Below are 24698 nucleotides of genomic sequence, written 5' to 3'. Positions count from 1 at the left end.
GCGGGGCTGAGGGGGAAGGACGTCCCCGGGACCAGGATCGAGCATCGGGGGGAACGATGAGCGACGGCGCGTCCGGCAAGCCTGATCGCGAGCGGAACGAGTCCCGCGATGACTCGGAGGGCCTGACCGGAAAGACCATCCAGCCGGACCGGCGGGCGCAGCCCGCGGAGGGCCCGGACGTCCATCTCGACGTCCCGCAGGTCAAGGTCGAGGAGATCTCGCTGGAGGTCGAGAACCTGGAGGCGCACGTCTCGCTCGTCGCCGAGGTCCTCGACCTGCTCAAGCTGAACGTCGGCGCGGACGTGTACCTCGGCAGGGTCAAACTGGAGATCAAGGGCGTCGAGGCGGAGGCCGAGCTCCAGGTCCGGCTGGACAACGTCGCCATCATCGTCGACCGCGTCCTGACCACCCTGGACCGCAACCCGGAGATCCTCCAGCACATCGGACGCGGACTGGAGTCGGCCGTGAGCGACATCGGCTCCGGCACCGGCAGCGCCGTGGGCGAGGTCGGCAAGGGCGCCCGGGGCGCCGTGGAGGACGTCGGCCGCGGAGCCGGCGGCGCCGTCGAGAGCGTCGGCGAGGGCGCGGGCGGCGCGGTGAAGGACGTCGGTGAAGGCGCGGGCGGCGCGGTCAAGGAAGTCGGCAAGGGCGCGGGCGAAGGCGTCAGCGAGGTCGGCAAGGGCGCGGGCGAAGGCGTCAGCCAGGTCGGCCGAGGCGCGGGCGAGGGAGTCAGCCAGGTCGGCAAGGGCACCGGCCGAGCGGCCGAGCACGTGGGCGAAGGCGCGGGCGAGGGCGTCGGCGAAGCGGGCAAGGGCGCGGGCCGAGCCGCCGAACAAGTGGGCCAGGGCGCGGGCGAGGGCGTAGGCGAAGCAGGCAAGGGCGCGGGCCGCGCGGCCGGACAGGTAGGCGAGGGCGTCGGCGAGGCGGGCAAGGGCGCGGGCCGAGCCGCCGAAGGCGCAGGCGAGGGCGTCCGGGACGCAGGCAAGGGCGCCGGACAGGTCGCCGAAGCCACCGGCAAGGGCGTCGAGGACACGGTGAGCAAAACGGCCGAAACCGCGAAAGGCGCCACCGACACGGCGACGTCCGAGGACTCCTCCGAAGAAGGCAAGGAGCAGGCAGAGCCCAAAGCCTCGTCAGAGCAGGACACAGAGGGCACGGAGCCGAAGAACCCTCCCGACCAAGACAAGGAGGGAGCGGACTCCGAGAACTCCTCCGACCGAAACGAGGAAGGAGCGGAGTCAGAGAACTCCTCCGACCGGGACGAGGAAGGAACGGACTCCGAGGACTCCTCCGAGCGGGACGAGGAGAAGGCGAAGCCAGAGAACAGCTCCGACCGGGACGAGGAGGGAGCGGAGTCTGAGGACTCCTCCGAGCGGGGCGAGGAGGAAGTGAAGTCGGACGCCTCCTCGGGCGACGAGGAGGACAAGCCGGAGGGCGAAAAGAACACGGACAGCGGCGCGGGCACGTCCGACGGAGAGCAGGAGATCACGGCCCTTCAGGGCGCCCTGCGCGAGACCGAGGATTCCGTGCGCGAACTCGGCAAGGCACTCCTGCGGATGCTCTCCCAGCAAGGCACGCGCTCATGAGCCCCGGCGACCTCCCGGACGCAGAGATCCAGAGCACGGCGGACATCCTCTTCACCGCCAGGGTGAAGGCCGACGAACTCCGCTTCGAAGTGGTCCCCGACGTCTCGGTGACGTTCACCGAGGGCTCGTCCGACGAGTCCGCTTCCGGAAGCGCCCGCACCAACCTCCCGGACAAGGTCGAGTCCCACACCACCTACCAGGACATCCAGATCGACTACGCCATAGCCGCCAAGCTCACCCCACCGCCGGAGTGACCCCGCCCGATCGCTGCGGGGTCGACCTTCGACCAGATGTTCGAGAAACGGGGGTGCGGGGGTGCCGGGCGGTCTAGGGTCGCGGCGTGGTGAACGTTGATGGGGCTGAGCCCTGCGGTGGGTTCTGGGCCGATTCCGCGCGGATCCGGGGCGGTTACCTTGCTGAAGTGCCGACGCACGCGCTGGTGATGAAGGTCGCCGAGGAGGTCGGCGAGGTCGTCGAGGCCTATCTGGGAATGACCGGCGGCAATCCTCGCAAGGGCGTCCACAAGACCGTCGCGGACGTCCTGGACGAGTTGGCCGACGTGATCCTGTCCGCCGCCGTGCCCATGGTCGACTTGGCCGGAGGCCCTGAACAGGCCGGTCAGCACCTGGCCAGGCGGCTCGGCGTCGTGTCCGGCCGCGAGGTGGCCGCGATGCCCGCGAACGGCTGGCACGGCTCGTTCATCGCGCCGCACGTCCTGCTGCGGCGCGACGACGGGGCGGTGCTGATGCTGCGCCGCTTCAACACCGGCTACCGCGACGGCTGGCTGTGCCCGCCCGCCGGGCGCATCGAGCCCGGCGAAGACGTCCTGGCGGCGGCGATCCGCGAGGCATGGGAGGAGACCGGCGTGACGCTGCATCGCGACGATGCCGTGTTCAGCCATGTCATGCACCGCACCGCCGCGTCATTGCCCGGCCCCTGCCATGCCGTCAGCGACTACTGGTTCACCTTTCGGAACTGGGCGGGCGAACCGCGCGCGGCCGAACCCGACAAGGCCTCGGAAGCGCTGTGGATCGATCCGGCGGAGCCACCGCCTGACCTGATTCCCCACTGCGCGCAGGTCCTCGCAGCCATCGGCCGCGGGGAGGCGTTCAGCGTCCACGGGTGGGAGGAATCCCGCTGAGTCAGCGCAGCAGTGTGTTGCGCAAGGTGATGCTGTGCAGGAGGCGCAGCCTGCGCACCTCGTAGTAGGCGAGGGCCGACACCGTCACCGGCGCTCCCAGTATCAGCGCGAAGGCCAGGAGGTTCGGAACTCCCTTGAAGGAGTCGTCGAACACGTTCACCACGGCCATCACCCAGGACGCGGCCACGCTCACCAGGGGCGGCACCAGCTCGTGGATGTCGGCCGTCCGGAACACGTTGGTCAGGGAGAGGACGATGCCGTAGAGGGTGAAGGGGAGCATCCAGAGGAAGAGGACCACGCCCACGGGGACCATCACCACCGGCCCGGCCGCGTCGCGCACACCTTCCAGATCGGGGACGGCCGCGAGCACGAACGTGAACATGGAGCCGAACATCGCGCCGACCGCGATCAGGGGGTAGCGGAGCCGGCGCGCGAACGCGCCGCGGTTCGGCGGCCGGGCGGCCACCACGAAGCCCCCGACGACCAGGGGCAGGACGCACGTGAGGATCAGGACGTTGATCCAGGCGTCGCCGAACCGCTCGCTCGCCAGTTCCTTGGGGGCGGTGACCCTGTAGACGGCGGCCACGGCGACCGTCACCACGATGCCCGCCCAGGCGCGGAGGACCTGCAGCTTCCGGACGCGCGCGTCGACGATCAGGTCCGGCCGCGAAGGCCGGAACGCCTTCTGCGCGACGCGGAACGGGTTCACCTTCCGGATGCCCCGTCCCATCCGCGACGGCGGACGCGGCGGGGGCGGCTGGAATCCCGGGGGCGGTTGGTATCCCGGGGGCGGATACGGCGGGTGCGGGGGCGGAGGCTGCGGCGGGTGGGGACGCCCCGGGTAAGGCGGGTAAGGCTGATAGTGGGGCGGCGGTGCCCCGTATCCGGGATGAGGCGGCTGACTGTGCGGCGGAATCGGGGGCGGTCTGTGCCCGCCGGGTCCCCATGACGGACCACCGGGACCTGTCACCAAGGGCTCCTCAGGGGTGTCGCTGTGGACGTCCGAAACACCGGCCCGGATGGGCCCGGGACCATGGTGCATGATCTGGCCGAATCCGTGCAGTGGAGTCGACCCGAACGTTAGATGCGGCCGGGGCGCCGTCTGTTCAGGCGCCGTCGCGTTCGTCCGTGAGCGCGGCGTGCCGCCGTCATGACCCCTCCCCAGGGCGGCGGCACGCCGCGTACTCGATGTTCGGGGGGAAGGACACGGGCGGATGCGCCACCAGACCCACTTTCCGCAGGCCGGGCCACAAGTGACGCCGCGTCGCCGACGAGTGGGGGACGACGAGAAGCGCGGAAAGGACGTCGGGGGGCCTGGCAGTGCCAGGCCCCCCGAGAACTGGACCTGGCCGGTGCCAGGCCCTGCGAGTGGGTCAGACGTCGGCCGCGGCCTTGGTCACGGCCACGGCGTCGCGGATGCCGACGACCATGCCCGTGCCGACGCCGCAGAAGACGGGCAGAGCCAGCCAGAAGGTGGGGTGCCCCTTGGCGATGTCGAGGCCGGCGATGCCGAAGGCGGCCATGACGAAGCTCACGGCGACTCCGACGGTGGTGATGCGGGCGGCGGTGCGGGAGGCCGCCTCCCGCTGGTCGGCCGTGCCGGGGGCGCAAGCGCCGATCAGGACGCCGCAAACGCCGGAGATGAGGCCGTAGCGGGCGCCGAGGATGGCACCGGAGACGAGAAGGTCGAGGTCGGTGGAGCCGGCGGCCCCCATCCAGCTCACCCCCATGGCGATGCCCTGGACGACGGCGCCGAAGACGGCACCGATGACGATCGAGATCACTCGGATCCTCTTCGCCGTGGCCCGCCGGTACAGGTCCGTCGAACTCTGCCGAACCGTCCTCCAGAGCGGCTGACGCTTTTTCATCGTGTTCCCCTCTTTGGGTCAGGGTGCGCGTGCCTTGCACGGGCAACCGAGTTGTTTGTCGAGCGCTCGTGGTCCCACCACGATGCTTGGGTCCTACCGTGCCGAGCATCGCCCTCCCGGCAATCGATCGAGCGCGCTCTCGGATGAGAGCGCCGATCCGGAGCCGCGCCGACCGGCCCTGGTGATGAGTTGTCGCGTCCGGGGCCGTCATACCTGTGACAGGACACGACGAGGGGGAGGATGACGTGATGGGTGCGGACACGCGGTCGGAGGAGCCGGGCGTGAGCGGGCTGGGCGAGGTCGACGAGCCGGCGTTCACGGGGCTGGCGGAGCGGCACCGGCGGGAACTGCACGTGCACTGCTACCGGATGCTCGGGTCGTTCGAGGACGCCGAGGACACCGTGCAGGAGACGTTCCTGCGGGCCTGGCGCCGCCGGGAGACCTTCGAGGGGCGGTCGACGTTCCGGGCCTGGCTGTACCGGATCGCCACCAACGCCTGCCTGGACCTGCTCGCCAAGCGCCGCCCGGAGCCCGCGACCGGTGGTGAGGTGCTGTGGTTGCAGCCCTACCCGGACCGGCTGCTCGACGAGCTGCCCGCGGGCGACGCGGACGAGCCGGAGGCCGTCGCCGTCGCGCGGGAGACGATCGAGCTGGCGTACCTGGTCGCGGTCCAGCATCTGGCGCCGCGCCCGCGGGCCGTGCTGATCCTGCGGGACGTGCTCGGCTGGCCGGCGAAGGACGTCGCGGAGCTCCTCGGGAAATCCGTCAACTCCGTGAACAGCATGCTGCAGCGGGCCCGTGCCGGCATGCGGGAGCACCTCCCCGCCGAGCGGCAGGACTGGACCGGCGGCGAGGACGACGCCGGGACGCGCGAGCTGGTGCGCCGCTTCACCGACGCCAGCGTGGCCACGGACGTCGACGGGCTCGCCGCGCTGCTGCGGGACGACGTCCGCTGCTCGATGCCGCCCACGCCGGGCCTGAACGCCGGCCGCGACGCGGTGGTGAAGGACTGGGTCGAGGACGGCTTCGAGCACCTGACGGGTTTGCGCGCCGTCCAGACCTCCGTGAACCGGCAGCCCGCCGTCGCCTTCTATCTCTGGCGGGAGCGGGAGGGCGCGTACCTGCCGCTGACGATCGACGTCCTGCGCGTCACCGGCGGGGCGATCACCGAGATCGTCACCTTCCACGACGACCGGTTCCCGAGTCTCGGGCTGCCCGAGCGCCTGCCGGCGGTCGGGACGGAGTAGTCCCGGTGCGAACGCTCGCGCTGCGCGGTGGCGGGCGGGTCGCGGTGGTCGCGGCGGAGTGGCGCGACGCGTTCCTCGTCGTCACCCAGGGGCGGGTGCAGCTGGAGCTGCGCGACGGCGAGCCCGGACCGGTCCTCGGACGCGACGCCGGGTTCTGGCTCCGCGGCACCGGCGTCCGCGCCCTGCGCAACCCCGGCCGTCGCACGGCGAGGGTGCGCGTCGTCACCCCGGAGCCAGGGCCGTCACCTGCCGGACACCACACCCCGTACGCCCGTTACCGAATGCGGAGAAACGACATGAACATGAATGACACCGGGGCCGTCGCAGGCCGGACCTCGGGCCGGACAAGCCGCATCCGCCGCCTCGTCGTCACCGGCTTCGTCGCCACGCTCGCGGCGATGGCGGCCACGACCCTCGCCGCCGCGCTTGCCCAGGCCGCCGGCGTCGACTTCGAGATCCCCGATGGCGGCGAGTCGATTCCGTTGCCCGGGTTCGCCGTGGTGACCGGCTTCTTCTCGGTCGTGGGCATGGGCATCGCCCTCGCTCTCCTTCGCTGGAGCGCGCGCCCCGCCGAGCGATTCGTGTGGACGGCGGTGTCACTGACGGTGATCTCGCTGGTCCCGCCCTTCCTCGCCGGGGCCGACACCGCCACGACCACGGCCCTCCTCGGGCTGCACCTCCTCCCCGCGACGGTGATGATCCCCACCCTGGCGAGAAGCCTCCGCACCCGAACCGGCTGAGCGTTCCGGCGTCACAAGCGAACGGGGGCCTGGTGATTCCAGGCCCCCGGCGAGCTCGGCCTGGCGTGTGCCGGGCCGTGAGTAGTCAGTCGTCGGTGTCGAGGGCGACGACGAGGATCCCCGCGGCGTAACTGCAGATGCCGCTGAAGGCGCCGCGGACGCCGGCGTCATCGATGGGGTCGAGGACGTCGGCGAGGGGCAGGCCGAAGGCGGCCATGACGATGCTCGCGACGCAGGCGGCGACCCCGGTGAAGACGACACCGCCGGCGATGTGGATGGTCACCTTCCGCTCGTCGGCGATGTCGAAGGCGGTGAAGGCTCTCTGGCAGGCGCCGAAGATGCCGCAGCCGGCGCCGATGAGGATGCCGGTGATGATCTTGGCGCCGAGGTAGCCGAAGTCACCGGACTCCATGGGGTCTCGCCCGTGGTGCTGCATGTCGGCGAGGACGACGGCGTAGTCCAGGCCCTGGATGACGGCTCCGACGAGGGCGCCGCCACCGGTGCCCAGAGCGAGCAAGCTCAACAGGCGCTTGTTCATGGTGTTTCCCCCTGTTTGGGTCGGGGTGCGCGTGCCTTGCACGTGCACCGGGTTGTTTGTACGACCGCCAGTGGTCAATGGCGGTTCTTGGGCTTCTACCGTGCCGAGCGAAACCCTCCCGGCAACGCCCGGCGCGGCCTGTACCGCGTCTCGCGATCGGTCGGTGACCCGGGCGAGTCGGTGCATGGCTTCACGGAGGGCGGCGCGCCGCGCATCCGGCATCGCCCGGACAGGTCAGGGGTGGATGCGCGACCAGATCCACTTGCCGCCGGCCGGGTCTCCCGTGACGCCGCACTGGCTCGACAGCGCCTGGACGATGTGAAGGCCCCAGCCGCCGTTGTCGTCGAACGCCTCATGGGAGAGGTCGAGATCTTCGAGGGTGAGTTCCTTCATCGGCTTGGCCTGGGGGAGGGCGAAGTCGGCGTCCCAGACGGCGATGACGATGCCGTGCGCGTCCCGGCTGAGCTGGAGGCGGATCTCCTTGTGCGGCGTCTGCCGGGCCGCGTTCGTGACGAGCTCCGAGACGACGAGAAGCGCATTGTCGAGAATGTGTGAATAGCTCCAATTGCGGATTCTCGCGTCCACAAGGGTGCGAGCCAGCCCCACTGCGGACGGTGTGCCCATAAGGGGCATGAGTAGATCTCCGGTCGCCGTCATCACGATCGTCCCCGTCCTTGTCCGAGATTTTGATTTCCTGTGACAAGGATCACTTGCAGTTCTAGGGTTCGGATGTACAGCCAAACGAATCCAAACAGGAGTTGTCATGCCGATCGTTCGGGACCCGATCGAGCCGAGGCTGTCGATCTATCATTTCCTGGCCTTCTATCTGCGGTTCCTTCGCGAGAAGGCTGGCCTGTCTCTCACTCAGGTCGGAAAGATCATCGGAGTGGCCAGGTCGTCTGTTTGCAATATGGAGGCAGGTCGGCAGCGCCCCCAGGAAGATCATGTAGCCAAGCTGGATGAGTACTACGGAACTGGGAAACTTTTGCAGCTCTTGCTATGGTTTGCCCGTTTGGCGCATGACCCGAACTGGTTCCGGCAGTACTCCGAGTACGAGAAGCAGGCTTCGGCCATCAGGGCCTATCACGGTCAAGCGGTACCCCTTGCGCTCCAGACCGAGGAATACACGCGCGCCCTCGTGGAGGCCGGGTCCACGAGAGACGTCGAAGGCGAGATGGTCGAGCGTGCGCAGCGCAAGGCCGCCATCCTTGATCGGGAAGACTTTCCGGACCTCTGGGTGATCATGGACGAGGGTGTGATGGCTCGCCTCGTCGGGGGCAGGGCGGTCATGGCGGAGCAGCTTCGCCACCTGTTGAAGATGGCTGATGAGTCCCATGTCAGCCTGCGGATCGTTCCTTTCGCTTCGGGCGCGACCGTTGGCGTGGACGGATCGTTGCAGATCATGCGCTTGGAGACCCGTGATGTCGCCTACGCGGGCGCCCAGGGCGGAGGCCGCCTGATCGAATCGCCGAGCGACGTTCGTCAGATGGGGGATAAATTTGAGCGTATCGGCGTGAAGGCCCTCTCGGAGGATGGCTCGCGCGAGATCGTCAAGAAATACTTGGAGATGTACGCATGATCGTCCAGTGGCGAAAAAGCACGCACAGCGGCGGCGTCGACGACAAGGCTTGTGTTGAGCTGGGACGACTTGCGCCAGGGGTGGGGATCGGGGTGCGGGACAGCAAGGACCCGGGCGGGGGACACCTCACGCTCTCCAGCGTCCAGTTCGCCAGTCTGATCGAGCAGATCAAACAGGACTCGGCCCGCTGACCAGCCTCGCGTGTAAGCGGCGAGAACGGGGAGCCTGGCAGTGCCAGGCTCCCCGTCGAACGAGGCCCGGGGGTACCGGGCTTCGCAGGTGGGTCAGTTGGCGGCGCGGACGGCGCGGACGGTACCGACCACGCCTCCCGCGGCCATGCCGCTGATGGTGGTGAGAACGATCCCGAGGTTGCTGGAGAGTGCGCCTGCTCCGAGGGACCCGGTGATGGGGACGACGACGCCGCCGGAGGCGGCGACGACGACGCATACGACGCAGCCCGCGACGGCCGCGATGACGATGCCGGCGGAGATCCGGATGAAGAGCTTCCGTCCGCCGGGGGTCTCAGGGCCGTCGTAGGTGCTGAGGAAGACGCCGCCGACGGCGCCGATGATGCCGACGACGACGCTGACGATGGCCTTGAGGGCGAGGTAGTCGAAGTCGCCGGACTCGAAGGGGTCGGCCCCGGTGCGGTGGTGGTCGGCGAGGAAGACGGCGAAGTTCAGCCCCTCGATGACGCCTCCCAGGATCGCTCCGGCGAGGGCGCCCACTGCGTTCGAGACCAACTGAGGCTTGTTCATGGTGTTGCCCCCTGTTTGGGTCGGGGTGCGCGTGCCTGGCACGTGCACCAAGGTCGTTTGTTGAGCGTTCGTGGCTTGGCCACGGTTCTGGGACCTACCGTACCGAGCGCGGCCCTGAGCGCCGATCGAGCCGTGGCTCCGGCGGTGCGGACCGATCGCGGATCAGACGAAGACCGCGCGGATGTCGCCGCCGAAGTAGCCACTGCCCGCGTAGGCCCAGGAGATCGCGGGAGCGTCCACGACGGGTCCGCCGATGGTGGTGCAGTGTCCCGGGCCGCACGCCGTGCCGACGACGTAGTAGCGGCCCGCGTCGCAGTTGACGCCGATGCGCTTGCCGTCCGAGGACCGGTACGTCGAGCAGACGATCCTCTTGCCGGCCTGCCCGACGGCCTGGACGGTCGGGGCGGCGTGGGCGGGAAGAGCGGTCAGGGGGGTCAGCCCCGCGAAGGAGGCCGCCGCGGCCGCGAGTGCGGCCACAGCGAGTCGCGTGCTCGCGATCATGGCATGTCCTTAGTCGGAGTCCGGATGGCGTCAGTCGTCCGGGTGCGGTGCGCGTGCACGTCGGACGACAGCGCCATCACTTAAAGTTCCTGTTCGAATACGTAGAGTAATTGATGTCGAGCGGGACGGACATCCGGGTAAACGCGTACAAGCAGGGGTGCGGAGTCGCTGACCGCGATGCCTGTCGATCGCGGTCAGGCTCGTGCCAGGACCAGCAGCTTGCCCGAGGGCGGCTCGTCGGAGGCAGGGATGTCCGAGTCCGGCGTCAACGCGATGAGCCCGTTCAGGGCACTTGAGAGATGGCTTGCGAGCTCCTCGTCCGCTCTCTCTTCTTCGTTGGCGATAAGTGCGCCCAGAAGCGAGGTGACCGCCAACACCACGCTGCTTCTCGTGCTGGGGCGTGTCCGTTCCCAGAGAGGCGCGGCAAGTCGCATCGCGTTGCCGATCAGGTCCGTGGCCTCTTTCGCGTCGATCGTGTTCGCGCGGTGCAGGGCGTCCTTCAGGACCACTTCCGGGTCACGGGCGGGCGGGTAGGTGGCGGAGGAGGGCAGTTCGTCGCGGATGAACGAGGCCATCGTCCATCCGATCCTGCGCCTCGGAGACTCTCCCGTGTGCCGGGGCCCGGGTGCCGCGAACGCGTTTCGCAGTGAGAGGCACGCCCGAGCCGTGCTCGCCACGACGTCCATCCCCTTCGTTCCCAGCTCGTTGGCGAAGATGAGACGCGCCAGGATCAGGTCTTTCACGAGCTCTTCCGCAGTGAAGTCAGGCGCGCGGAGACCAGGCTCGCCGTCCTTGAACTCGGCAAGGAAAAGGGCGTGGTCGCGGGCGCGGTCCAGGGCCTGGTGGAGCTCGTTCGCGAGGGCCGGGACCGGTCCGTCGTCGGTGTCGAGATCGTGCAGGGCTTCCGCCGAACCGGCAAGTCGGTGAAGGACGCGGAGGACGTGGAGGACGTGATCGATGCCCGTGTCCCGCGAGTTGGCGCCGCCGCCGACCATGGTGGAGTTCCTGATGGGGACGAGGGGACCGGAACTACGGAAACTCTCGGCGTGGAGCCGCTGGATGCGCGTGGCGATCTCCTCTGCGACGGCACCGACGCGGCCGCTGGTAGAGCGTCGCCTGACGGCGTCTGCGAGCTTGCGCGCGGCGGCCATGGCGCGGTCGAGATCGTCTATCAGGGCCACGTCGAGGCCGCCGAGCGCGAGGGCGGGGGTGAATGGGTGGACGGAGCGGCTTCTGAGGGCGAGGGCATCAAGGGAGGGGTGGTCCCGAACGATGTCGTGGGACTGCTGGTGAACGACCTCGAAGAGAGTGCCGGCCAGAGAGGCGAGAACGGTCCCGTTGTGGAAGGACAACCATCGGTGACCGGAGGCGAGATCGCGGCCGAGTTCCCGGCCGAGCGCGGTGGCGTGGCCGAGAGCGCGGTCGCGGAGGCCGGCGATGGCACGCTGATCGACTTGGTCGGGAAGAGCGTCGAAGCCGAGGTCGGCGGCGCGCTCGCTGAGGCGGCCGCGGGCGGCGTCGATGACGCGCTCACTGGCGAAGGTGAGATCGAAGGCCAGGTCGAGCGCCTCCAGCAACCGGTCTTCGGCCCGGCTGGGGTCGCGGGGGCGCGCGAAGGCCAGCAGGTCGGGGAGGACGGCCGGCGCCGCGGGCGTGAGAAGCCGGAAGAGGAGGTGGGTCTGCTCGATGATGAGGGCCGGGTAGGAGTCGATCTGCTTCCGGGTGGGCCAGTGCGGAGCTGCATCCGGTGGGGAGGAGATGAGATGGATCTGGCCGTTGGGGCGGGCCCAGTCCTGGTCCGCGGCGTAGAGGACCGCCCCGGCGCCGCCGGTGGCCCCGGGGTAGAGGTCGCGGTCGAGGGCCTGGCGCGCCTCGGCCGGCGTGGGCAGGCGGTAGGCGGTGCCGTCGCCGAACAGGCCGTTGAGCCAGGTGAGGAAGGCCTTGATGTCCTTCGTCCAAAGATCGCCGGACGCGTTGTCCGGCGCGTGACGGTCCTCGGTGCGGGCGGCGAAGCGTCTCCAGAGGTCGTCCGGGACGGGATGGGCGCAGAGCCGGGTGCCGTCCTCCAGAACATGGGCGTCCTGGAGGGCCCGGGCCGCGGTGACTCCGTCCAGCAGCCGGATCTCCTCGGGGTCGCGGTTCTCCGACCGCAGCAGCCGGTCGAGTCGCGCGCGTAGGGCGGGGTCGAGTTCGCGGGCCTCCTCCGCGCACGCATAGGCGAGGTTGAGCGCTGGGACCGTCCGATCGGCCAGGCACGCCTCGACGACGGGACTGGCGTCGGCACGGGCGGCCCAGAGGAGCGTCACCTCCCGCCACCAGGGATTGCCGACATTGTCCATGAGGAGTTCACGCCGGGACGCGTGCGCGGGCACGCGCATGGAGGCGAGGTACTCCTGCAAGGTGAGGTGCGCGAAACCGTAGCGGCCGTACTGGTGCTCCAGCAGTAGGCCGCTGCGTTTGACATGGAGCAGGAAGGCAGCGGGTGTGACGTCCGGCGCGGTCCGCGCCATCACGGCCTGGACGGCGCGCTCGGCCTCTTCGGCCTCGATGTCGCGCAGCTCGCGCCGCATCATGTACCAGGCCAGTTCCTGGACGATGCGCTCCTTCTTGTCCCCGCTCAGCCCGTCCACGTCGCAGTCGGGGAGCCTCTTGGCCTCCTGGCGGCGGTGGAGGAGTACCTGGCACACCTCCTCGTAGAGCGCGACGCGGCTGCCGGGGAGGCTGCCGCGGTACCGGTGCACGTTCGCGATCATGGTGAGCAGCAGCGGGTTGGCGGCCAGGTCGGCGAGCACGGGACGGCCGCTGATCCGCCGGAACAGGTCGTCGGCCGCCAGCGCCGCGATCCGGTCGATCTCCTCCGGATCGCCGTGCCGCGCGCGCCGCTCGATGGCCCGGTACCAGGCGTGCAGGAAGTCGCGGATCTGCTGGTTGGTGAACCGCTGCACCTGGAGGACGTCGGCGCGCGACAGCCGGGCGGCGTCGTACCCGAGCGGACGGGAGGTGACCACGAAGGCGTTGGCCGGGTAGCGGCTGATCTGGTCCTCCACCCACCGCACCACGCGGCCGCGGTCCCCGGTGTCGGCCACCTCGTCCAGGCCGTCCAGCAGGACCGCGCACCGGCCTTGCCGCAGCCGCTCGTCCAGCCACTCGGCCGAGACGGCGCCGTCCAGCCAAGGCGCGGTCACCGCGACCTGTGCGAGCCCCTCGGGCTCTCCGTCCGCGATGGCCTCGGCGTGGTCGCGCAGATAGAGCAGCACCGGGAGCAGCCCGTGGCGCCGGCGCCACGGCTCCCGCCGCTCCGCCATCTCCAGGGCGGTGTAGCGGGCCAGTGTCGTCTTCCCGGACCCTGCGGCGCCGAGGACCGCGAGCACCCGCCCCGGCGTGAGGAAGGACGCCAGCGACGCGCGCCGCCCGGCCTCCGTGGAGGAGACGGAGCCGATGCCGGTGTCCGTGACCGTGTCGGCCACCGGCCTCGGCCGCAGCATCACGTCGACGTAGACCTGGCGGGTCCGCAGCACGTACTCGGCCTGGGTGACCAGCCCTATCGTCTCCATCTGGTCGACCGCCGAACGCATCCGCCGCAGATACCCGCGTCGTGACCGTCTCCTCCGCCCTCTCGAAGGGGGAGGAGAAGCGGCCGTTTCCTGGGAGGGCGCGGCCGCTTGCGGGGCGACCTCGACCAGCGCGCCTAAGACCGTGGCCACCAGCGCCAAGTATCCCCAACTCCAGCTCAGCTTGTTGTCGTTGAGGACTTGGTTGATCGCCACGCCTATCACGACCGTCAGCGACGCCCCGAGCAGAACGTGCCCCGCGTATCTCAGCCTGCGCACAGCAGTAAGCCCCCCAGCCGCTCGACGTCAAGCCCGGCAACACCACTCAACTGTGCTGTACCGCAATTCGCCGGACGAGTCGCGGAACCGGCCGCTGTCGGTCGCCGTCGGCGCGTCAGGTGAGCAGGTCCTCGGGGCTGGTGGCGGTCGGGAAACCGGTGCTGGCGCCCCACATCTCGGCGAAGCGGCCGTTCTCGAAGCGGAAGATCTCGAACAGTTCGGGGCGCGCGGCGCCATCGGGGAGGGCGAGGCCCTCGACGGCCGAACGGACGGCGGCCCTGTCGCCGTCGACCAGGATGTCCTGGGCGACGACCCGGATGCCGGGGAAGCGGGCGGCGAGCACACGCCAGGCCGCCGTGCCCGCCTCGATCCCGGCGCCGAGGGGGTGGCTGAAGAAGTCGGGCGTGTGCAGAGCGGCGGCCTCGTCGAACCGCCGGCTGTTGAAGCATTCCTGCATCCGTCGCACCAGGGCGCCGGCGTCCTCGCGGATGGTCATCGGTGCGGTCTCCTCGTGGCCGGTACGTGACGAGCGGCGCGGAGCTAAACGGTGCGCCGCCCCGGTTAGCCCCCACGATATCCGGTGCGGCGCCCCGGTTGTGCTTCGCCGCGATGGGGCCGGTGGCAAAAGCGTAACCTGTAGGTTACGCTTTCACCGTGGACGACGTGGTGAGAGCGATCGCGGACCCGGTGCGCCGGGAGATCCTGGTCATGCTGCGCGGTGAGCGGCTCACGGCAGGGCAGATCGCCGGACACTTCGAGATCAGCAGGCCGGCGGTGAGCCGTCACCTGCGCGTGCTCCGGGAAAGCGGTCTCGTACGGGACGAACTCGTCGGCAGGGAACGGCTCTACGAGATCGATCCTGCGCAGCTGACCCCGCTCTCCGCGTGGCTCGCCCAGTTCGTCCAACCCCACGGCTGGACGCACCGCTTCGACGCGCTGGAGACCGAGGTCCATCGGACCCGCCGAGAACGCCGCGTCTCCAGCACCTCCGACGAGAAGAAGGAGAACACCGCATGAATCCCCGACCCACCGGCAGGCTGGTTCGCGGCGCGACGGGAAGTGATCTCGTCCTGACCCGGTCGTTCCGGGCATCCGTCGAGGACGTCTGGGCCAGCGTCACCGAGCCCGAGCGCACGGCGCGCTGGTTCGGCCCATGGAAGGGCGACGCCGCGCCGGGCCGGACGATCCAGGTTCAGATGGCGTTCGAAGACCAGGCGCCGTGGTGCGACATGCGCATCGAGGCATGCGAGCCTCCGCGGCGCCTGGCCCTCTCGGCGACGGACGAGTTCGGTACCTGGCGCATCGAGCTGCTGCTGTCCGAAGAGGACGGCTCGACCCAGCTGCGGTTCGTGGAGCATCTCGACAAGGAGGAGCAGATCGGGGAGAACGGTCCGGGCTGGGAGTACTACCTGGACAGGCTCGTGGCCGCGCGCGACGGCTCCCCCGAGCCGGACTTCGACGCCTACTATCCCGCCATGAAGCCGTACTTCATCGACCAGATCAAGCAGGACCCCGCCCGCTGACCGGCGGCCCTCCCGAGCGTTCGGCCGGGACGGAAGAAGACGGTACGGGGGGCCTGGCAGGCCAGGCCCCCCGGTGAGCGAGACCTGGTGGGTGCCAGGCCCGCGGGTGAGTCAGTCGTCGGTGCGGGCGACACCGGCGACGAGCCCAGCAGCGCAGCTGCAGAGGCTGATGAGGAAGTCGCCGGGAGAGACGAAGCCCTGAGGGCCGACCGGGCCGTGGACGGCGATGCCGATGGCGGCCAGGGCGACGAACCCGATGCAGGCGACGACTCCGACGATCACGGCACCACCGGCGACGCGGAGGACGATCTTCCGCACGCCGGGGCGGGTGAAGGCGCCGAGGGTGCCGATGACGACGCCGAGGGTGCCGATGAGGCCGCAGACGGCGCCGATGCCGGCCCCCTCGATGACGCGGTTGAGAAGGAAGTCGAGGTAGCGGAACGCGAAGGCGTCGATCTCGTGGCGGTGGTGGAGGTCGGCGATGAAGGCGAGGTAGTCCAGGCCGTCGATGAGGCCGCCGACGACCGCACCGGTGACGACGCCCAGGGCGAGCGAGATCGGCAGACGCGCTTTCGTCGAGATCCGCCGGAACGTGTCCCGCGAGATCAGTAAGAACCTGTCCATGTCGGATTCCCTCTTTGGTCGAGGTGCGCGTGCCTGGCACGTGCACCGGGGTTGTTTGTCGATGGCTCGTGGTTCTCCACGGCCGTGGGTCTTACCGTGCCGAGCGCGGCCTTCCCGGCAAACGACTGGTGCGTCCTTTCGCCTCCCCTGAGCCGCGGTCCGGCGGATCGCGGAGGATCCGGTGCGGCGCCCCGGTTAGGCTGGGGGGCGACATGTCCAGACGGCCACCTGACTCCGAGCCCTCGGCGGTCCCGCGGCGCGACCGGGGGCTGCGGGCCGATGCGCGCCGCAACCGCGAGCGGGTCCTGCGGACCGCTCAGCGGCTGTTCGCGACGGAGGGGCTGGGCGTCTCGCTCGACGAGATCGCCCGCCGCGCCGGCGTCGGCCCCGGCACCGTCCACCGGCACTTCCCGGCCAAGGAGGAGCTGTACCTCGCCGTCGCGATCGACATGCTGGAAGGGCTGACGGCGGAGGCGGAGGCGCTCGCCGCCGCCGGCGACCCCGAGGCCGTCTTCACGCTGCTGGCCCGGATGGTGGCCGCGGGGGCCGAGAACGCGGCCGTGAAGAGCGCGCTCGCGGCCGCCGAGTTCGACCTGCGCACCGCCGCCCCGGACGTCGCGGCCGACCTCACCCGCCACGTGGCCGACCTGCTCGGCCGCGCGCACGCGGCCGGAACGGTGCGCGACGACGTCACCGCCGACGAGGTGATGGCCCTGGTCGCCGGCGCCTTCGCCGCGATCCGCCACGCCGGCGCGGAAACCGACCCGGACCGATCAGCTCGCATCGCCCAGCTGATCCTGGACGGCCTGCGCCCCCCGACCCGGTGAACGCCGAGGGGGCCGATAGGGCCCCCGGCTCCGTTGATAGGGCCCTAGGGCCCTGAAGGGGATCGCCTTCTCTTTTCTAGCCTTCGGAAGGCAAAGTGACCCAAGAAAAGGGAGACCCCGGCCGCAGCCCGGCCAGGCGCGGGGCCTGTTACCACGGCACTCCGTTCAGATCGATGAAGAATCGCTCCAGCAAGCGCCTCTGGGTGTACATCGATATGAAGTGCAGAGGCAACCTCTATGAGGTCGTCCGGCCCGGCGCTTCTGTCAAGAAGTTCTACCGGGGCGGGAACAGGTGGAGTTACAAGGTCAAGTGAGCCTCGTCCGGCAGAAGGCCGCCGCCGTGCGCGGTTTTCTGCCGGACGGTTGAACCCCGGGCGAGGTTGGCGCGTCGGTAGGGGGCGTAGATCGACGAAGGGAACAGGATGCTCAATCTGGACGGGTGGAACGCGATCGACGGCGTGCTCAAGGCGCGGTACGGGGACGCGGCGCGGCTGGAGTGGGACGCTCCCATGCCGTACCGGCCCGCCGGGCCGATGCCGATGGGCCGGTTCGTCACCAACACGATCGCGATCTATCCGCGGGACGAGCCCGTTCCGCACTGGCATCTCGTCGGGTACGCGCTGACGGCGCCGTACGAGGAGCGCGGGTACGAGTTCACGTTGCGGGTGCCGCGGCGGCCGGAGGAGACGGAGGCGCCGAACTGGGCGCTGGCGCAGCTGGAGCACCTGGCGTCGTACGTGGTGAGGAGCGGCAACGACTTCCAGGTGGGGCACTACATCGAGTTGCCCGACCCGCTCGACCCCGAGCGCCCGGACTCCGAGGTCCGGGCCGGGGGGCTGGTGCTGGACCCGGAGCTCGGGCGGGCGCGGACGGAGCTGGGGGAGATCACCTTCCTGCAGTTCGTCGGCCTCACCACCGACGAGCTGCACGCGGCGCAGGCGTGGCATGTGGACGGGCTCGTGGAGGCGATGGCCCCGCACCTGCCGATGCTGATCACCGACCTCGGCCGGATGTCGCTGGCGGACCTGCCCGACGTGGCGCGGGCGGTCCGCGAGGGTTCGGCGCGGGAGGGCGCCGGGACGGGGTTCCTGTTCTTCCAGCGGCTGGCCGCCGACACCTCGGACGGGGTCACGCTGGAGCTCGGCGTCCAGCACGTCTCGCAGTTCACCAAGGTGCTGCCGGGGCGGTTGCCGCACGGGAACCCGCTGATCCTGCGCGGTCCGGGGGAGCCCGTCGTGTTCCTCCCGGGGCGGGAGTTCCGCCACTCCCGCACCGGCGAGGCACTGGAGATCACGATGCCGGACGGAGTGGCCCGCGCCGTCGCCGAGGCCCTCCGGCCGCGGCCCGGGACGTACCGGGTCGGGCCCCTGACGGTGAACGTGGTCGACTAGGGCGTCTCCCTCGGACCGGTCGGCGACGGACGCGGTAGGGAGATTTCCCCCGCATGGCGGCCCAAGAATGGCTTTTAGAGTCTTCTCCTCCGCGCCGGAGCCGGGATAGCTTGCGGACATGCCCTGAACTCCAGAGACATGATCCAATGCGCCCACCCTCGGTCGAGGCGGGCATGGGAGGCGGCGGAGATGGCGCCCGTAACGCTTTTCGTGAGAGATTTCGTTCACAACAAGAAATCGTTGTACGCGATCACTGCCGACGGTCGTCTCGCACAGATCTGGGACACCGACAGATGGAACGTCGACTTCCCGCTCGACGGCACGGCCCAGCCGGGCCTGCGCTTCAAAACCGCGCCAGGGGTCATCCCGAGAGAGATCGGGAACAACAAGAAGCTGCTCTACGCCGTGACGGACGACGGGCGGCTCGCGCAGATCTGGGACACCGACAGATGGAATCTCGACTTCCCCGCCGACCTGGCGGGGGAGCCGGGCTTGCGTTTCGACGACGGGACTCCTGCCGCACTGGCCGGGAACGCCGTGGCCGGCAAGAAGATAGTGTGGCTGAGAAGCGACGCCCGGATGGCCCAGGTCGCGGACTCCTCGGCCTGGCGAGTCGGCTTCTTCGGGTTCCCGGCGGGCAATGAACGCTACACGGGAAACCCGGCCTTCTTCGGAGCGCTTTTCGACATCCCCGATCTGGCCGACCTGCCCGCGGCGGGTCTCGTGGGGCTGTACGCCATCACGGCCCATGGGCGGCTGGCGCAGATAACGCGCGGCAACATCGACTTCCCGGCCGAACTCGCCGGCCACCCGGACCTCCGATTCCAGGGAAGTCCAGCCGTTTTCGGAAGGGATGCCGTTCACAACAAGAAGTCGTTGTACGCGATCACCACCGACGGGCGGCTCGCGCAGGTCTGGGACACCGACAGATGGAACCTCGACTTCCCCGTGGAGAAGACGAGCCAGTCGGGTCTGCGTTTCGGGGGCGATCCCGCTGTATTCGGAAGGGACGTCGCCGGCGACAAGAAGTCGATCTATGCGGTGACGTTCGACGAGCGTCTCGTGCAGATCTGGGACACCGACGGCTGGAACGTCGACTTCCCCGCGGAGCGCACGGACCAGCCGGATGTGCGTTTCCGGCAGACCCCCGCCGTCTTCGTGAGGGAGACCGCCGGCGACAAGAAGTCGATCTATGCCGTGACGTCCGAGGGCCGGCTCGCGCAGGTCTGGGACACCGACAGGTGGAACATCGACTTCCCGGCCGAACTCGCCGGCCGGGAAGATCTGCGCTTCCGTGCGGAACGATTCGTTCTGTGACGGCCGGCGGGCGGCTCCCGCAAGGTCCGCTAGCCGGGTTCGGCCGTGGTGTGGGGGAGGGCGACCATCGCCATGACGTGCTGCGCCGGGCTGCCCGGAGGGGCGTACAGGAGGAACGGGCGGCCCGGGGAGTCGGTGCGGATCTCGGCCTCGTAGAGGACGGCGACTCCCGCGCTGGACAGGTGCGTGACGCCGGTCAGGTCGACGGTGAGGGGCATGGTGCCGCCGCGGGTGCGCACGACCAGCTCCTCGCGCAACTGCTCGGCGGTGGCGGCGTCGACCGGGCCGTCCAGGCGGATCCGCGGGTTCCCCTCCGAGGGCTGATCCAGGATCAGCAGCAGGTTCGGCAGGTCCGACAGGTCCGGCGCCGGCGTGACCTCGCCGGGGGTGAGCAGCCGCGCGGGACGGGTCAGCCGGTGCCGGACGGTCGCCGTCGTGCCGCGCGGGCCCGTCTCGACGTGCAGGTCGTCGGCGAAGTCGCTCGCCATGGCCAGGCCGCGTCCGCGGTCCTCGGTGGGCTGCCACGGCTCGCGCCAGTGGCCGTCGTCGGCGACCTCGATCTCGACGCCGCCGCGCCCGGTGCACTCGGCCCGGATCCGGACGGCGCCGGGTGTGCCGTCGTAGGCGTGCTCGACCGCGTTGGTGACGAGCTCGCCGATCGCGTGCCGCAGGAGGATGACGTCCTCGGCGCGGGCCCCGAGGTCGTACAGCCACTCGTCCAGGGCCTTGCGGGCGGCGGGGATCGCCTCCGACTCGGCCGGCAGGTCCAGCAGCAGCGGCGCGTGCGGCGCGGTCCGCTGCGCGGCCAGCAGCGCGATGTCGTCGTCGTGCCCGGACGTCCTGACCAGCAGTTCCAGCGTCTGCGTGGTGAGGCGGTCGACGGCGGCGAGCCAGTCCTCGCGCAGCGCCCGCCCGGCGGCGACGTCCGCGGCGACCTCCGCCAGCTCGACGGTCCCCGCCGCGACCTCCTGGCCCGGCCGCCGCACGATGCCGTCGCTGTAGAGCAGGAGCTGGTCGCCGACGGCGAGGCGGTCCTCGGCGAGCGGGAAGCCGGTCCCGGTGCCGAGCGGTCCGCCGCCGGACGAGCGCAGGTAGCGGGCGGGGCCCGCGGACGGGATCAGCAGCGGCGGCGGATGCCCGGCCGTGCAGTACGTGAGCCGCCCGTCCGCCGGGTCCACGGCGGCGACGCACAGGGTCGCCGCGCGCGCGGCCGGGAGGCGTTCGGCCAGCCGGTCGACGGCGGCGAGCGCCTCGGCGATGTCGCCGGTGAGGTCGAGCCGGTCTTCGAGGACGGCGCGGATCCGCCCCATCGCCGCCGACGCCTCGACGCCGTGCCCGGCCACGTCCCCGACCACGAGGGCCGTCCGGCCGTCCGGCAGGGGGACGGCGTCGAACCAGTCGCCGCCCGCGGCCGAACCGCCGCCCGCGGGCAGGTAGCTGCCGCCGATCTGCAGGCCCGGCAGGATCGGCAGGCCCGCGGGCAGCAGCTGCCGCTGGAGCACCCCGACGACGTCGGCGGGCTCGACCGGGCCCTCCTCGGCGGCCCGGCGCGCCGCCTGCCGCTCCCGCACCCGCTCGGTGACGTCCTGCGCGAACGCCACGAGCCGGACGACCTCCCCGGTCGCGGACTTCTGCGGGACGATCGTGCAGTCGATGTAGACGTCCTCGTCGGGGCCGGTCTCGCGGGGGAGCTGGATCCGCCACTCGCGCGCCGTCACCGTCTCCCCGGTGCGGAACGGACGGTCGAACAGGTCGAACAGCTGCTGGGCGACGAGCTCGGGGAACAGCTCGGAGGTGGAGCGGCCGAGCACCTCGTCCCGCTCCACCAGCGCGCGGTAGGCGGCGTTGACCGCGACCAGGCGGTACTCGCCGGGGCTCTCGACCCCGGCGACGGCGGCCGGGATCGCCTCGAACACCTGGCGGACGGTCCGGGCGTCGCCGGTGAGCCTGTCCATGTCCTCGTCGCGTGCGGACTCTCGCATCAACCCTCCGGATGGTCACCTCCGTGCGTCCCTTTGTTTCCGACTCATCCGGGTTAACACCTTGTGACGCACTCGTTGCGCAAGCATCCGGTACCCGCTTGCGTCGAGGAGATTCATTCATACCCGGGGTGTTCCGCGCCAGGCCCGGCGCGTCCGCCGGGCCGCGCCGGGACGCCGCCAGCGCGCGCCGCCTGGTCCTAGGCCGAACGGACCTCACCGGACGGGACCGCGGACCGACGCGGCCGACCGGGCCCGGCGACCAGCATGGACGCATGACCGCAGACCTCACCGCCGAGGCGGCGGCGCGACCGGCCGGGGCGAGGACCCCCGGCTGGGCCGCGCTGCTCGCCGCGTCGATCGGCCAGTTCCTCGTCGTCCTCGACATCTCCGTCGTCAACGTCGCCCTGCCGCACATCCGCGAAGGCCTCGGCCTCGGCGCGACGGGCCTTCAGTGGGTCGTCAACGCCTACTCGCTGACCTTCGCGGGGTTCCTCCTCCTCGGCGGGCGCGCCGCCGACCTGTTCGGTCGCAAGCGCGTCTTCATCACCGGGCTCGGCCTGTTCACCGCCGCCAGCCTCGTCGGCGGGTTCGCGCAGGACGGCGCCATGCTGATCGGCGCGCGCGCGTTCCAGGGCCTCGGGGCGGCGATCCTCGCACCCGTCACGCTGTCGCTCATCACCGGGACGTTCCCCGAGGGCCCGGCCCGGACGAAGGCGATCGCCATGTGGACGGCCGTCGGCACCGCGGGCGGCGCGACCGGCGGCCTCGTCGGCGGGCTGCTGACCGACTACCTGAGCTGGCGCTGGGTGCTGCTGATCAACGTGCCGGTCGGCGCGGCGGTCGCGGCCGTCGCCGCCCGCTGGCTGCGCGGCGACGGCGACGCGGCCGGGCGGCGCCGCCTCGACCTTCCCGGGGCCGTCCTCGTCACCGCGGGCGTGGGCCTGCTCGCGTTCGGCATCGGCGAGACCGGGGACCACGGCTGGAGGGGCGTGGTGCCGGTCGCGGTCGGCGTCGTCCTGCTCGCCGCGTTCGTCGCCGTCGAGGCGCGCACTCCCGAGCCGCTCGTGCAGTTGCGGCTGTTCCGGCTGCGCAGTGTCGCGGTCGGCAACCTCGCGACCCTCGTCGGGACGATGGCGGGCTTCGCGCTGTGGTACTTCCTGTCGCTCTACATGCAGAACGTCCTGCACTACAGCGCGGTCCGGACGGGCCTGTCGTTCCTGCCGCACACGGCGGGGATCATCATCGGCTCGCGGCTCGCGCCGCCCCTGATGGCCCGGATGGGCGCCCGGCGCCTCGCCGGCATCGGCGGGGTCATGGCCGCGGCGGGCTTCGCCTGGCAGAGCCTCGTGCTGGACTCCGATGGAACGTTCCTGACCGCGATCCTCGGTCCGGGCGCGACGATGGCCCTCGGCTTCGGCCTCCTGATGACCCCGCTGGTGGAGGCGTCGACCAGCGGCGCGAGCTCGTCCGAGGCGGGCGCGGTCGCGGGCGTCGTCAACACGTCCCGCACGATCGGCGGCGCGATCGGCCTCACCGTCCTCGGCACCGCCGCCGCGCACACCGGGCCGGACCTGGTGGACGGTTACGCGGCCGCCTTCCTCGTCGCGGCCGCGATCACCGCCGCCGGGACGGCCATCGTCCCGTTCCTGCCGCGGCCTCAGGGAGCGGCCCGGTCCGAGGAGCCCGCGATCGCGTGACGCACGGCCCCGGCCGCGACGACGGCGGTCATGCCGGGGCTTCCGCCGCCACTCACTGGTCGCCCGCCCCGGTCGCGTTCCCGCCCGGTGCTCGTTCACGGATCCGCTATGGCCGCGTCGCGGGGCTCGGGCCAGTGACCGAAACAGAACGGGCGCGCCGGAAGGCGCGCCCGTTTCTGTCAGAAGCGAGGAAAGCGAAAGGGCTGGTTTCATCTGTAGGTATGAGAAGGAAGCCCTTTCATGGCCTCGCACGGCGACTTTAGCAGTCAGGCCGGGATCAGGTCACTCAGGTTTTCCGGCGTGTAGACCGTGGAATCCGCGTGCAGGCCGTCCGGGCGTTCCAGGCCGATGAACGTGACCGGCTCGCCGGGCGCCGTGCCGTCCCAGACGGTCGTCTTTCCGGCGTCGAGCAGGTCCACCAGGTGGCGGACGGTCAGGTGGCGGCGTTCCACGATGCCGCGCAGCAGCGTCGACGTCGTCACGCGGTTGTCCTCCACCCGGTTGAAGTTCGTCGCGCCTCCCAGGTGCAGGTGCAGCCACTTGGCGCGCCACCGGCCGTCGTCGCCGCGCAGGAACACCAGCGGCAGCGCGATCCTGCCCGGCCCGCGCAGGTCCGACTTCATCCGGACGGTCCGCGCCTCGAACGGACGCCCCCGCTGCTCCGCGTCGCGCAGCATGAATCCGAAGAACGACTCCTCGACCTCCTCGAATCCCTCCCCGGAGAAGACGTTCACCTGCGGGACGACGAACCGGGCCCTGACTTTCGCCAGGGTCAGGTTGATGAACTCCGAGGCCCCTTCGGGCGCGTCGGTGATATCGCCGGAATGCTCTCCCGCCACGGTGCTGAGATTGGTGTAGGACAGCCATTCGGGGCTGCCGTAGTCCTGGTCGAGCATGAGCGCGGAAAGGTCGAAGTCCGTCCTGTGCTCGTGCTGCCGCCAGTAGACGAAGAACCGCAGCAGCTCGCCGTCGACCGGGGTCACCGACCCGCGCGGCAGGACGCCGAGCCCCTTCCCGGCGGCCTTCCCGCTGAGCGGCAGCGCGACGTCGAGCACGTCGGGGTCGACGACCAGGCGGCCGACGGCCGGGAGGCGGCCCCGGATCTCGTCCTCCAGCATCGCCGCGAGCCGCTCCGCCGCGTCCGGCTCCAGGGGCGGGCGGGTGTCGGGCACGGCGGCGCCGCGGCCGAGCCGGTTGGCGAACAGCCGCGTCCGCCCGGGCTCGCCGGCGCGGTTGAGCAGGTGCTCCCGCACCGACAGCAGCACCCGTCCCGACACCCGGTCGATCACCGACTCGGCCGTGTCGAGCACCGCGTCCCGGGAATCCGGCGCGAGGCGCAGCAGCCGGTCCAGGGACCGGAACAGCGTTCCGGGCGCGCCCGCCGCCACGCGCGCCGCGCCCGTGACGTCGCCGTCCGCCAGCCGCGCCTCGAAGCGCGCCGCGAACGACGGCGCCTTCTTCTCGCCGCGCGCGACCGCGAACACGTCCGCCGCCCCCGCCCACCTCGGGTGCTCGTGCGGGTGGAGCCGCTCGCCGAGCCGCTTCCACG

At 70.8% G+C, this 24698-nt stretch carries 24 protein-coding genes; 13 read left to right on the top strand and 11 right to left on the bottom strand.

From position 1 onward, the window contains the following. Positions 1 to 56 precede the first annotated feature (56 nt). The 3 genes from ABWI04_RS09730 (at position 57) to ABWI04_RS09720 (ending at position 2727) form a co-directional block, all read left to right on the top strand. The gene (locus ABWI04_RS09730; protein ID WP_353832130.1) at positions 57 to 1586 is read left to right on the top strand and encodes a putative sodium/potassium/calcium exchanger; all 1530 of its coding nucleotides are present in this window, start codon (positions 57 to 59) and stop codon (positions 1584 to 1586) included. Then, complete coding sequence (locus ABWI04_RS09725; RefSeq protein WP_353832129.1) at positions 1583 to 1840, top strand: hypothetical protein; 258 nt, start codon at positions 1583 to 1585, stop codon at positions 1838 to 1840. The genes ABWI04_RS09730 and ABWI04_RS09725 overlap by 4 nt, the downstream gene beginning before the upstream one ends. Before the next feature lie 86 nt (positions 1841 to 1926). After that, positions 1927 to 2727, top strand: a complete 801-nt coding sequence (locus ABWI04_RS09720) for an NUDIX domain-containing protein (RefSeq protein ID WP_353832128.1) — start codon at positions 1927 to 1929, stop codon at positions 2725 to 2727. A gap of 1 nt (position 2728) precedes the next feature. Here ABWI04_RS09720 and ABWI04_RS09715 read toward each other — a convergent pair whose 3' ends face one another. Next, on the bottom strand, positions 2729 to 3457 hold the full coding sequence (locus tag ABWI04_RS09715; RefSeq protein WP_353832127.1) for a hypothetical protein: 729 nt from the start codon (positions 3455 to 3457) through the stop codon (positions 2729 to 2731). 643 nt (positions 3458 to 4100) lie between these two features. After that, complete coding sequence (locus ABWI04_RS09710) at positions 4101 to 4511, bottom strand: hypothetical protein (RefSeq protein ID WP_353832126.1); 411 nt, start codon at positions 4509 to 4511, stop codon at positions 4101 to 4103. 332 nt (positions 4512 to 4843) lie between these two features. Between ABWI04_RS09710 and ABWI04_RS09705 the strand changes: the two genes are divergently transcribed. After that, positions 4844 to 5842 (top strand): RNA polymerase subunit sigma-70, encoded by a 999-nt coding sequence (locus ABWI04_RS09705; protein ID WP_353832125.1) that lies wholly within the window; start codon positions 4844 to 4846, stop codon positions 5840 to 5842. 5 nt (positions 5843 to 5847) lie between these two features. Continuing rightward, positions 5848 to 6582, top strand: coding sequence for a DUF6069 family protein (locus ABWI04_RS09700; protein ID WP_353832124.1), 735 nt, complete (start codon positions 5848 to 5850; stop codon positions 6580 to 6582). Positions 6583 to 6667: 85 nt separating this feature from the next. Here the strand turns inward: ABWI04_RS09700 and ABWI04_RS09695 are convergent, their stop codons facing one another. Beyond that, entirely contained in the window at positions 6668 to 7120 is a 453-nt protein-coding gene (locus ABWI04_RS09695) for a hypothetical protein (protein WP_345179522.1), read from the bottom strand. Positions 7121 to 7354: 234 nt separating this feature from the next. Next, a complete protein-coding gene (locus ABWI04_RS09690; protein WP_353832161.1) occupies positions 7355 to 7777 on the bottom strand; it encodes an ATP-binding protein in 423 nt (140 codons plus the stop codon). Between the two features lie 106 nt (positions 7778 to 7883). On the opposite strand from ABWI04_RS09690, the gene ABWI04_RS09685 reads away from it, so the two are divergent. Then, positions 7884 to 8699 carry a helix-turn-helix domain-containing protein gene (locus ABWI04_RS09685; RefSeq protein ID WP_345179519.1) on the top strand — a complete coding sequence of 272 codons (816 nt, stop codon included), beginning with the start codon at positions 7884 to 7886 and terminating at the stop codon, positions 8697 to 8699. Then, on the top strand, positions 8696 to 8890 hold the full coding sequence (locus tag ABWI04_RS09680; RefSeq protein WP_353832123.1) for a DUF397 domain-containing protein: 195 nt from the start codon (positions 8696 to 8698) through the stop codon (positions 8888 to 8890). The genes ABWI04_RS09685 and ABWI04_RS09680 overlap by 4 nt, the downstream gene beginning before the upstream one ends. Positions 8891 to 8983: 93 nt before the next feature. On the opposite strand, the gene ABWI04_RS09675 is transcribed toward ABWI04_RS09680, so the two are convergent. The 4 genes from ABWI04_RS09675 to ABWI04_RS09660 all read right to left on the bottom strand — a co-directional run bounded on the left by ABWI04_RS09675 (position 8984) and on the right by ABWI04_RS09660 (position 14284). After that, a complete protein-coding gene (locus tag ABWI04_RS09675; RefSeq protein WP_345179517.1) occupies positions 8984 to 9457 on the bottom strand; it encodes a hypothetical protein in 474 nt (157 codons plus the stop codon). A gap of 162 nt (positions 9458 to 9619) precedes the next feature. After that, positions 9620 to 9958: a hypothetical protein gene (locus tag ABWI04_RS09670; RefSeq protein WP_353832122.1), complete on the bottom strand. Its 339-nt coding sequence runs from the start codon at positions 9956 to 9958 to the stop codon at positions 9620 to 9622. Between the two features lie 194 nt (positions 9959 to 10152). After that, the gene (locus ABWI04_RS09665) at positions 10153 to 13533 is read right to left on the bottom strand and encodes an NACHT domain-containing protein (protein ID WP_353832121.1); all 3381 of its coding nucleotides are present in this window, start codon (positions 13531 to 13533) and stop codon (positions 10153 to 10155) included. A gap of 370 nt (positions 13534 to 13903) precedes the next feature. Beyond that, entirely contained in the window at positions 13904 to 14284 is a 381-nt protein-coding gene (locus ABWI04_RS09660; RefSeq protein ID WP_345179511.1) for a nuclear transport factor 2 family protein, read from the bottom strand. Between the two features lie 158 nt (positions 14285 to 14442). Between ABWI04_RS09660 and ABWI04_RS09655 the strand changes: the two genes are divergently transcribed. Both ABWI04_RS09655 and ABWI04_RS09650 read left to right on the top strand, forming a co-directional pair. Further along, positions 14443 to 14805 (top strand): metalloregulator ArsR/SmtB family transcription factor, encoded by a 363-nt coding sequence (locus ABWI04_RS09655; RefSeq protein ID WP_345179510.1) that lies wholly within the window; start codon positions 14443 to 14445, stop codon positions 14803 to 14805. Next, on the top strand, positions 14802 to 15311 hold the full coding sequence (locus ABWI04_RS09650) for an SRPBCC family protein (protein ID WP_345179508.1): 510 nt from the start codon (positions 14802 to 14804) through the stop codon (positions 15309 to 15311). The genes ABWI04_RS09655 and ABWI04_RS09650 overlap by 4 nt, the downstream gene beginning before the upstream one ends. A 111-nt stretch (positions 15312 to 15422) precedes the next feature. Here the strand turns inward: ABWI04_RS09650 and ABWI04_RS09645 are convergent, their stop codons facing one another. Continuing rightward, on the bottom strand, positions 15423 to 15935 hold the full coding sequence (locus ABWI04_RS09645) for a hypothetical protein (protein ID WP_353832120.1): 513 nt from the start codon (positions 15933 to 15935) through the stop codon (positions 15423 to 15425). A 212-nt stretch (positions 15936 to 16147) separates the two neighbouring features. Here ABWI04_RS09645 and ABWI04_RS09640 point away from each other — a divergent pair, with 212 nt between their 5' ends. From ABWI04_RS09640 to ABWI04_RS09630, 3 genes are all read left to right on the top strand, one after another. Next, the gene (locus ABWI04_RS09640; RefSeq protein WP_345179505.1) at positions 16148 to 16762 is read left to right on the top strand and encodes a TetR/AcrR family transcriptional regulator; all 615 of its coding nucleotides are present in this window, start codon (positions 16148 to 16150) and stop codon (positions 16760 to 16762) included. A 422-nt stretch (positions 16763 to 17184) separates the two neighbouring features. Next, complete coding sequence (locus ABWI04_RS09635; RefSeq protein ID WP_345179504.1) at positions 17185 to 18153, top strand: suppressor of fused domain protein; 969 nt, start codon at positions 17185 to 17187, stop codon at positions 18151 to 18153. Positions 18154 to 18342: 189 nt separating this feature from the next. Next, complete coding sequence (locus ABWI04_RS09630) at positions 18343 to 19470, top strand: hypothetical protein (RefSeq protein WP_345179503.1); 1128 nt, start codon at positions 18343 to 18345, stop codon at positions 19468 to 19470. 29 nt (positions 19471 to 19499) lie between these two features. Here the strand turns inward: ABWI04_RS09630 and ABWI04_RS09625 are convergent, their stop codons facing one another. Next, positions 19500 to 21452: a SpoIIE family protein phosphatase gene (locus tag ABWI04_RS09625; protein ID WP_345179502.1), complete on the bottom strand. Its 1953-nt coding sequence runs from the start codon at positions 21450 to 21452 to the stop codon at positions 19500 to 19502. Positions 21453 to 21724: 272 nt separating this feature from the next. Here ABWI04_RS09625 and ABWI04_RS09620 point away from each other — a divergent pair, with 272 nt between their 5' ends. Beyond that, on the top strand, positions 21725 to 23149 hold the full coding sequence (locus ABWI04_RS09620) for an MFS transporter (RefSeq protein WP_353832119.1): 1425 nt from the start codon (positions 21725 to 21727) through the stop codon (positions 23147 to 23149). A 266-nt stretch (positions 23150 to 23415) separates the two neighbouring features. Here ABWI04_RS09620 and ABWI04_RS09615 read toward each other — a convergent pair. After that, a partial coding sequence (locus ABWI04_RS09615; protein WP_502913126.1) for a TerD family protein occupies positions 23416 to 24698 on the bottom strand: 1283 nt, incomplete at its 5' end.

Origin of the sequence: Actinomadura sp. NPDC000929, assembly GCF_040492065.1 — a bacterium.
Classification (GTDB): domain Bacteria; phylum Actinomycetota; class Actinomycetes; order Streptosporangiales; family Streptosporangiaceae; genus Spirillospora; species Spirillospora verrucosospora.
This window is presented reverse-complemented; position numbering and strand designations above follow the sequence as displayed.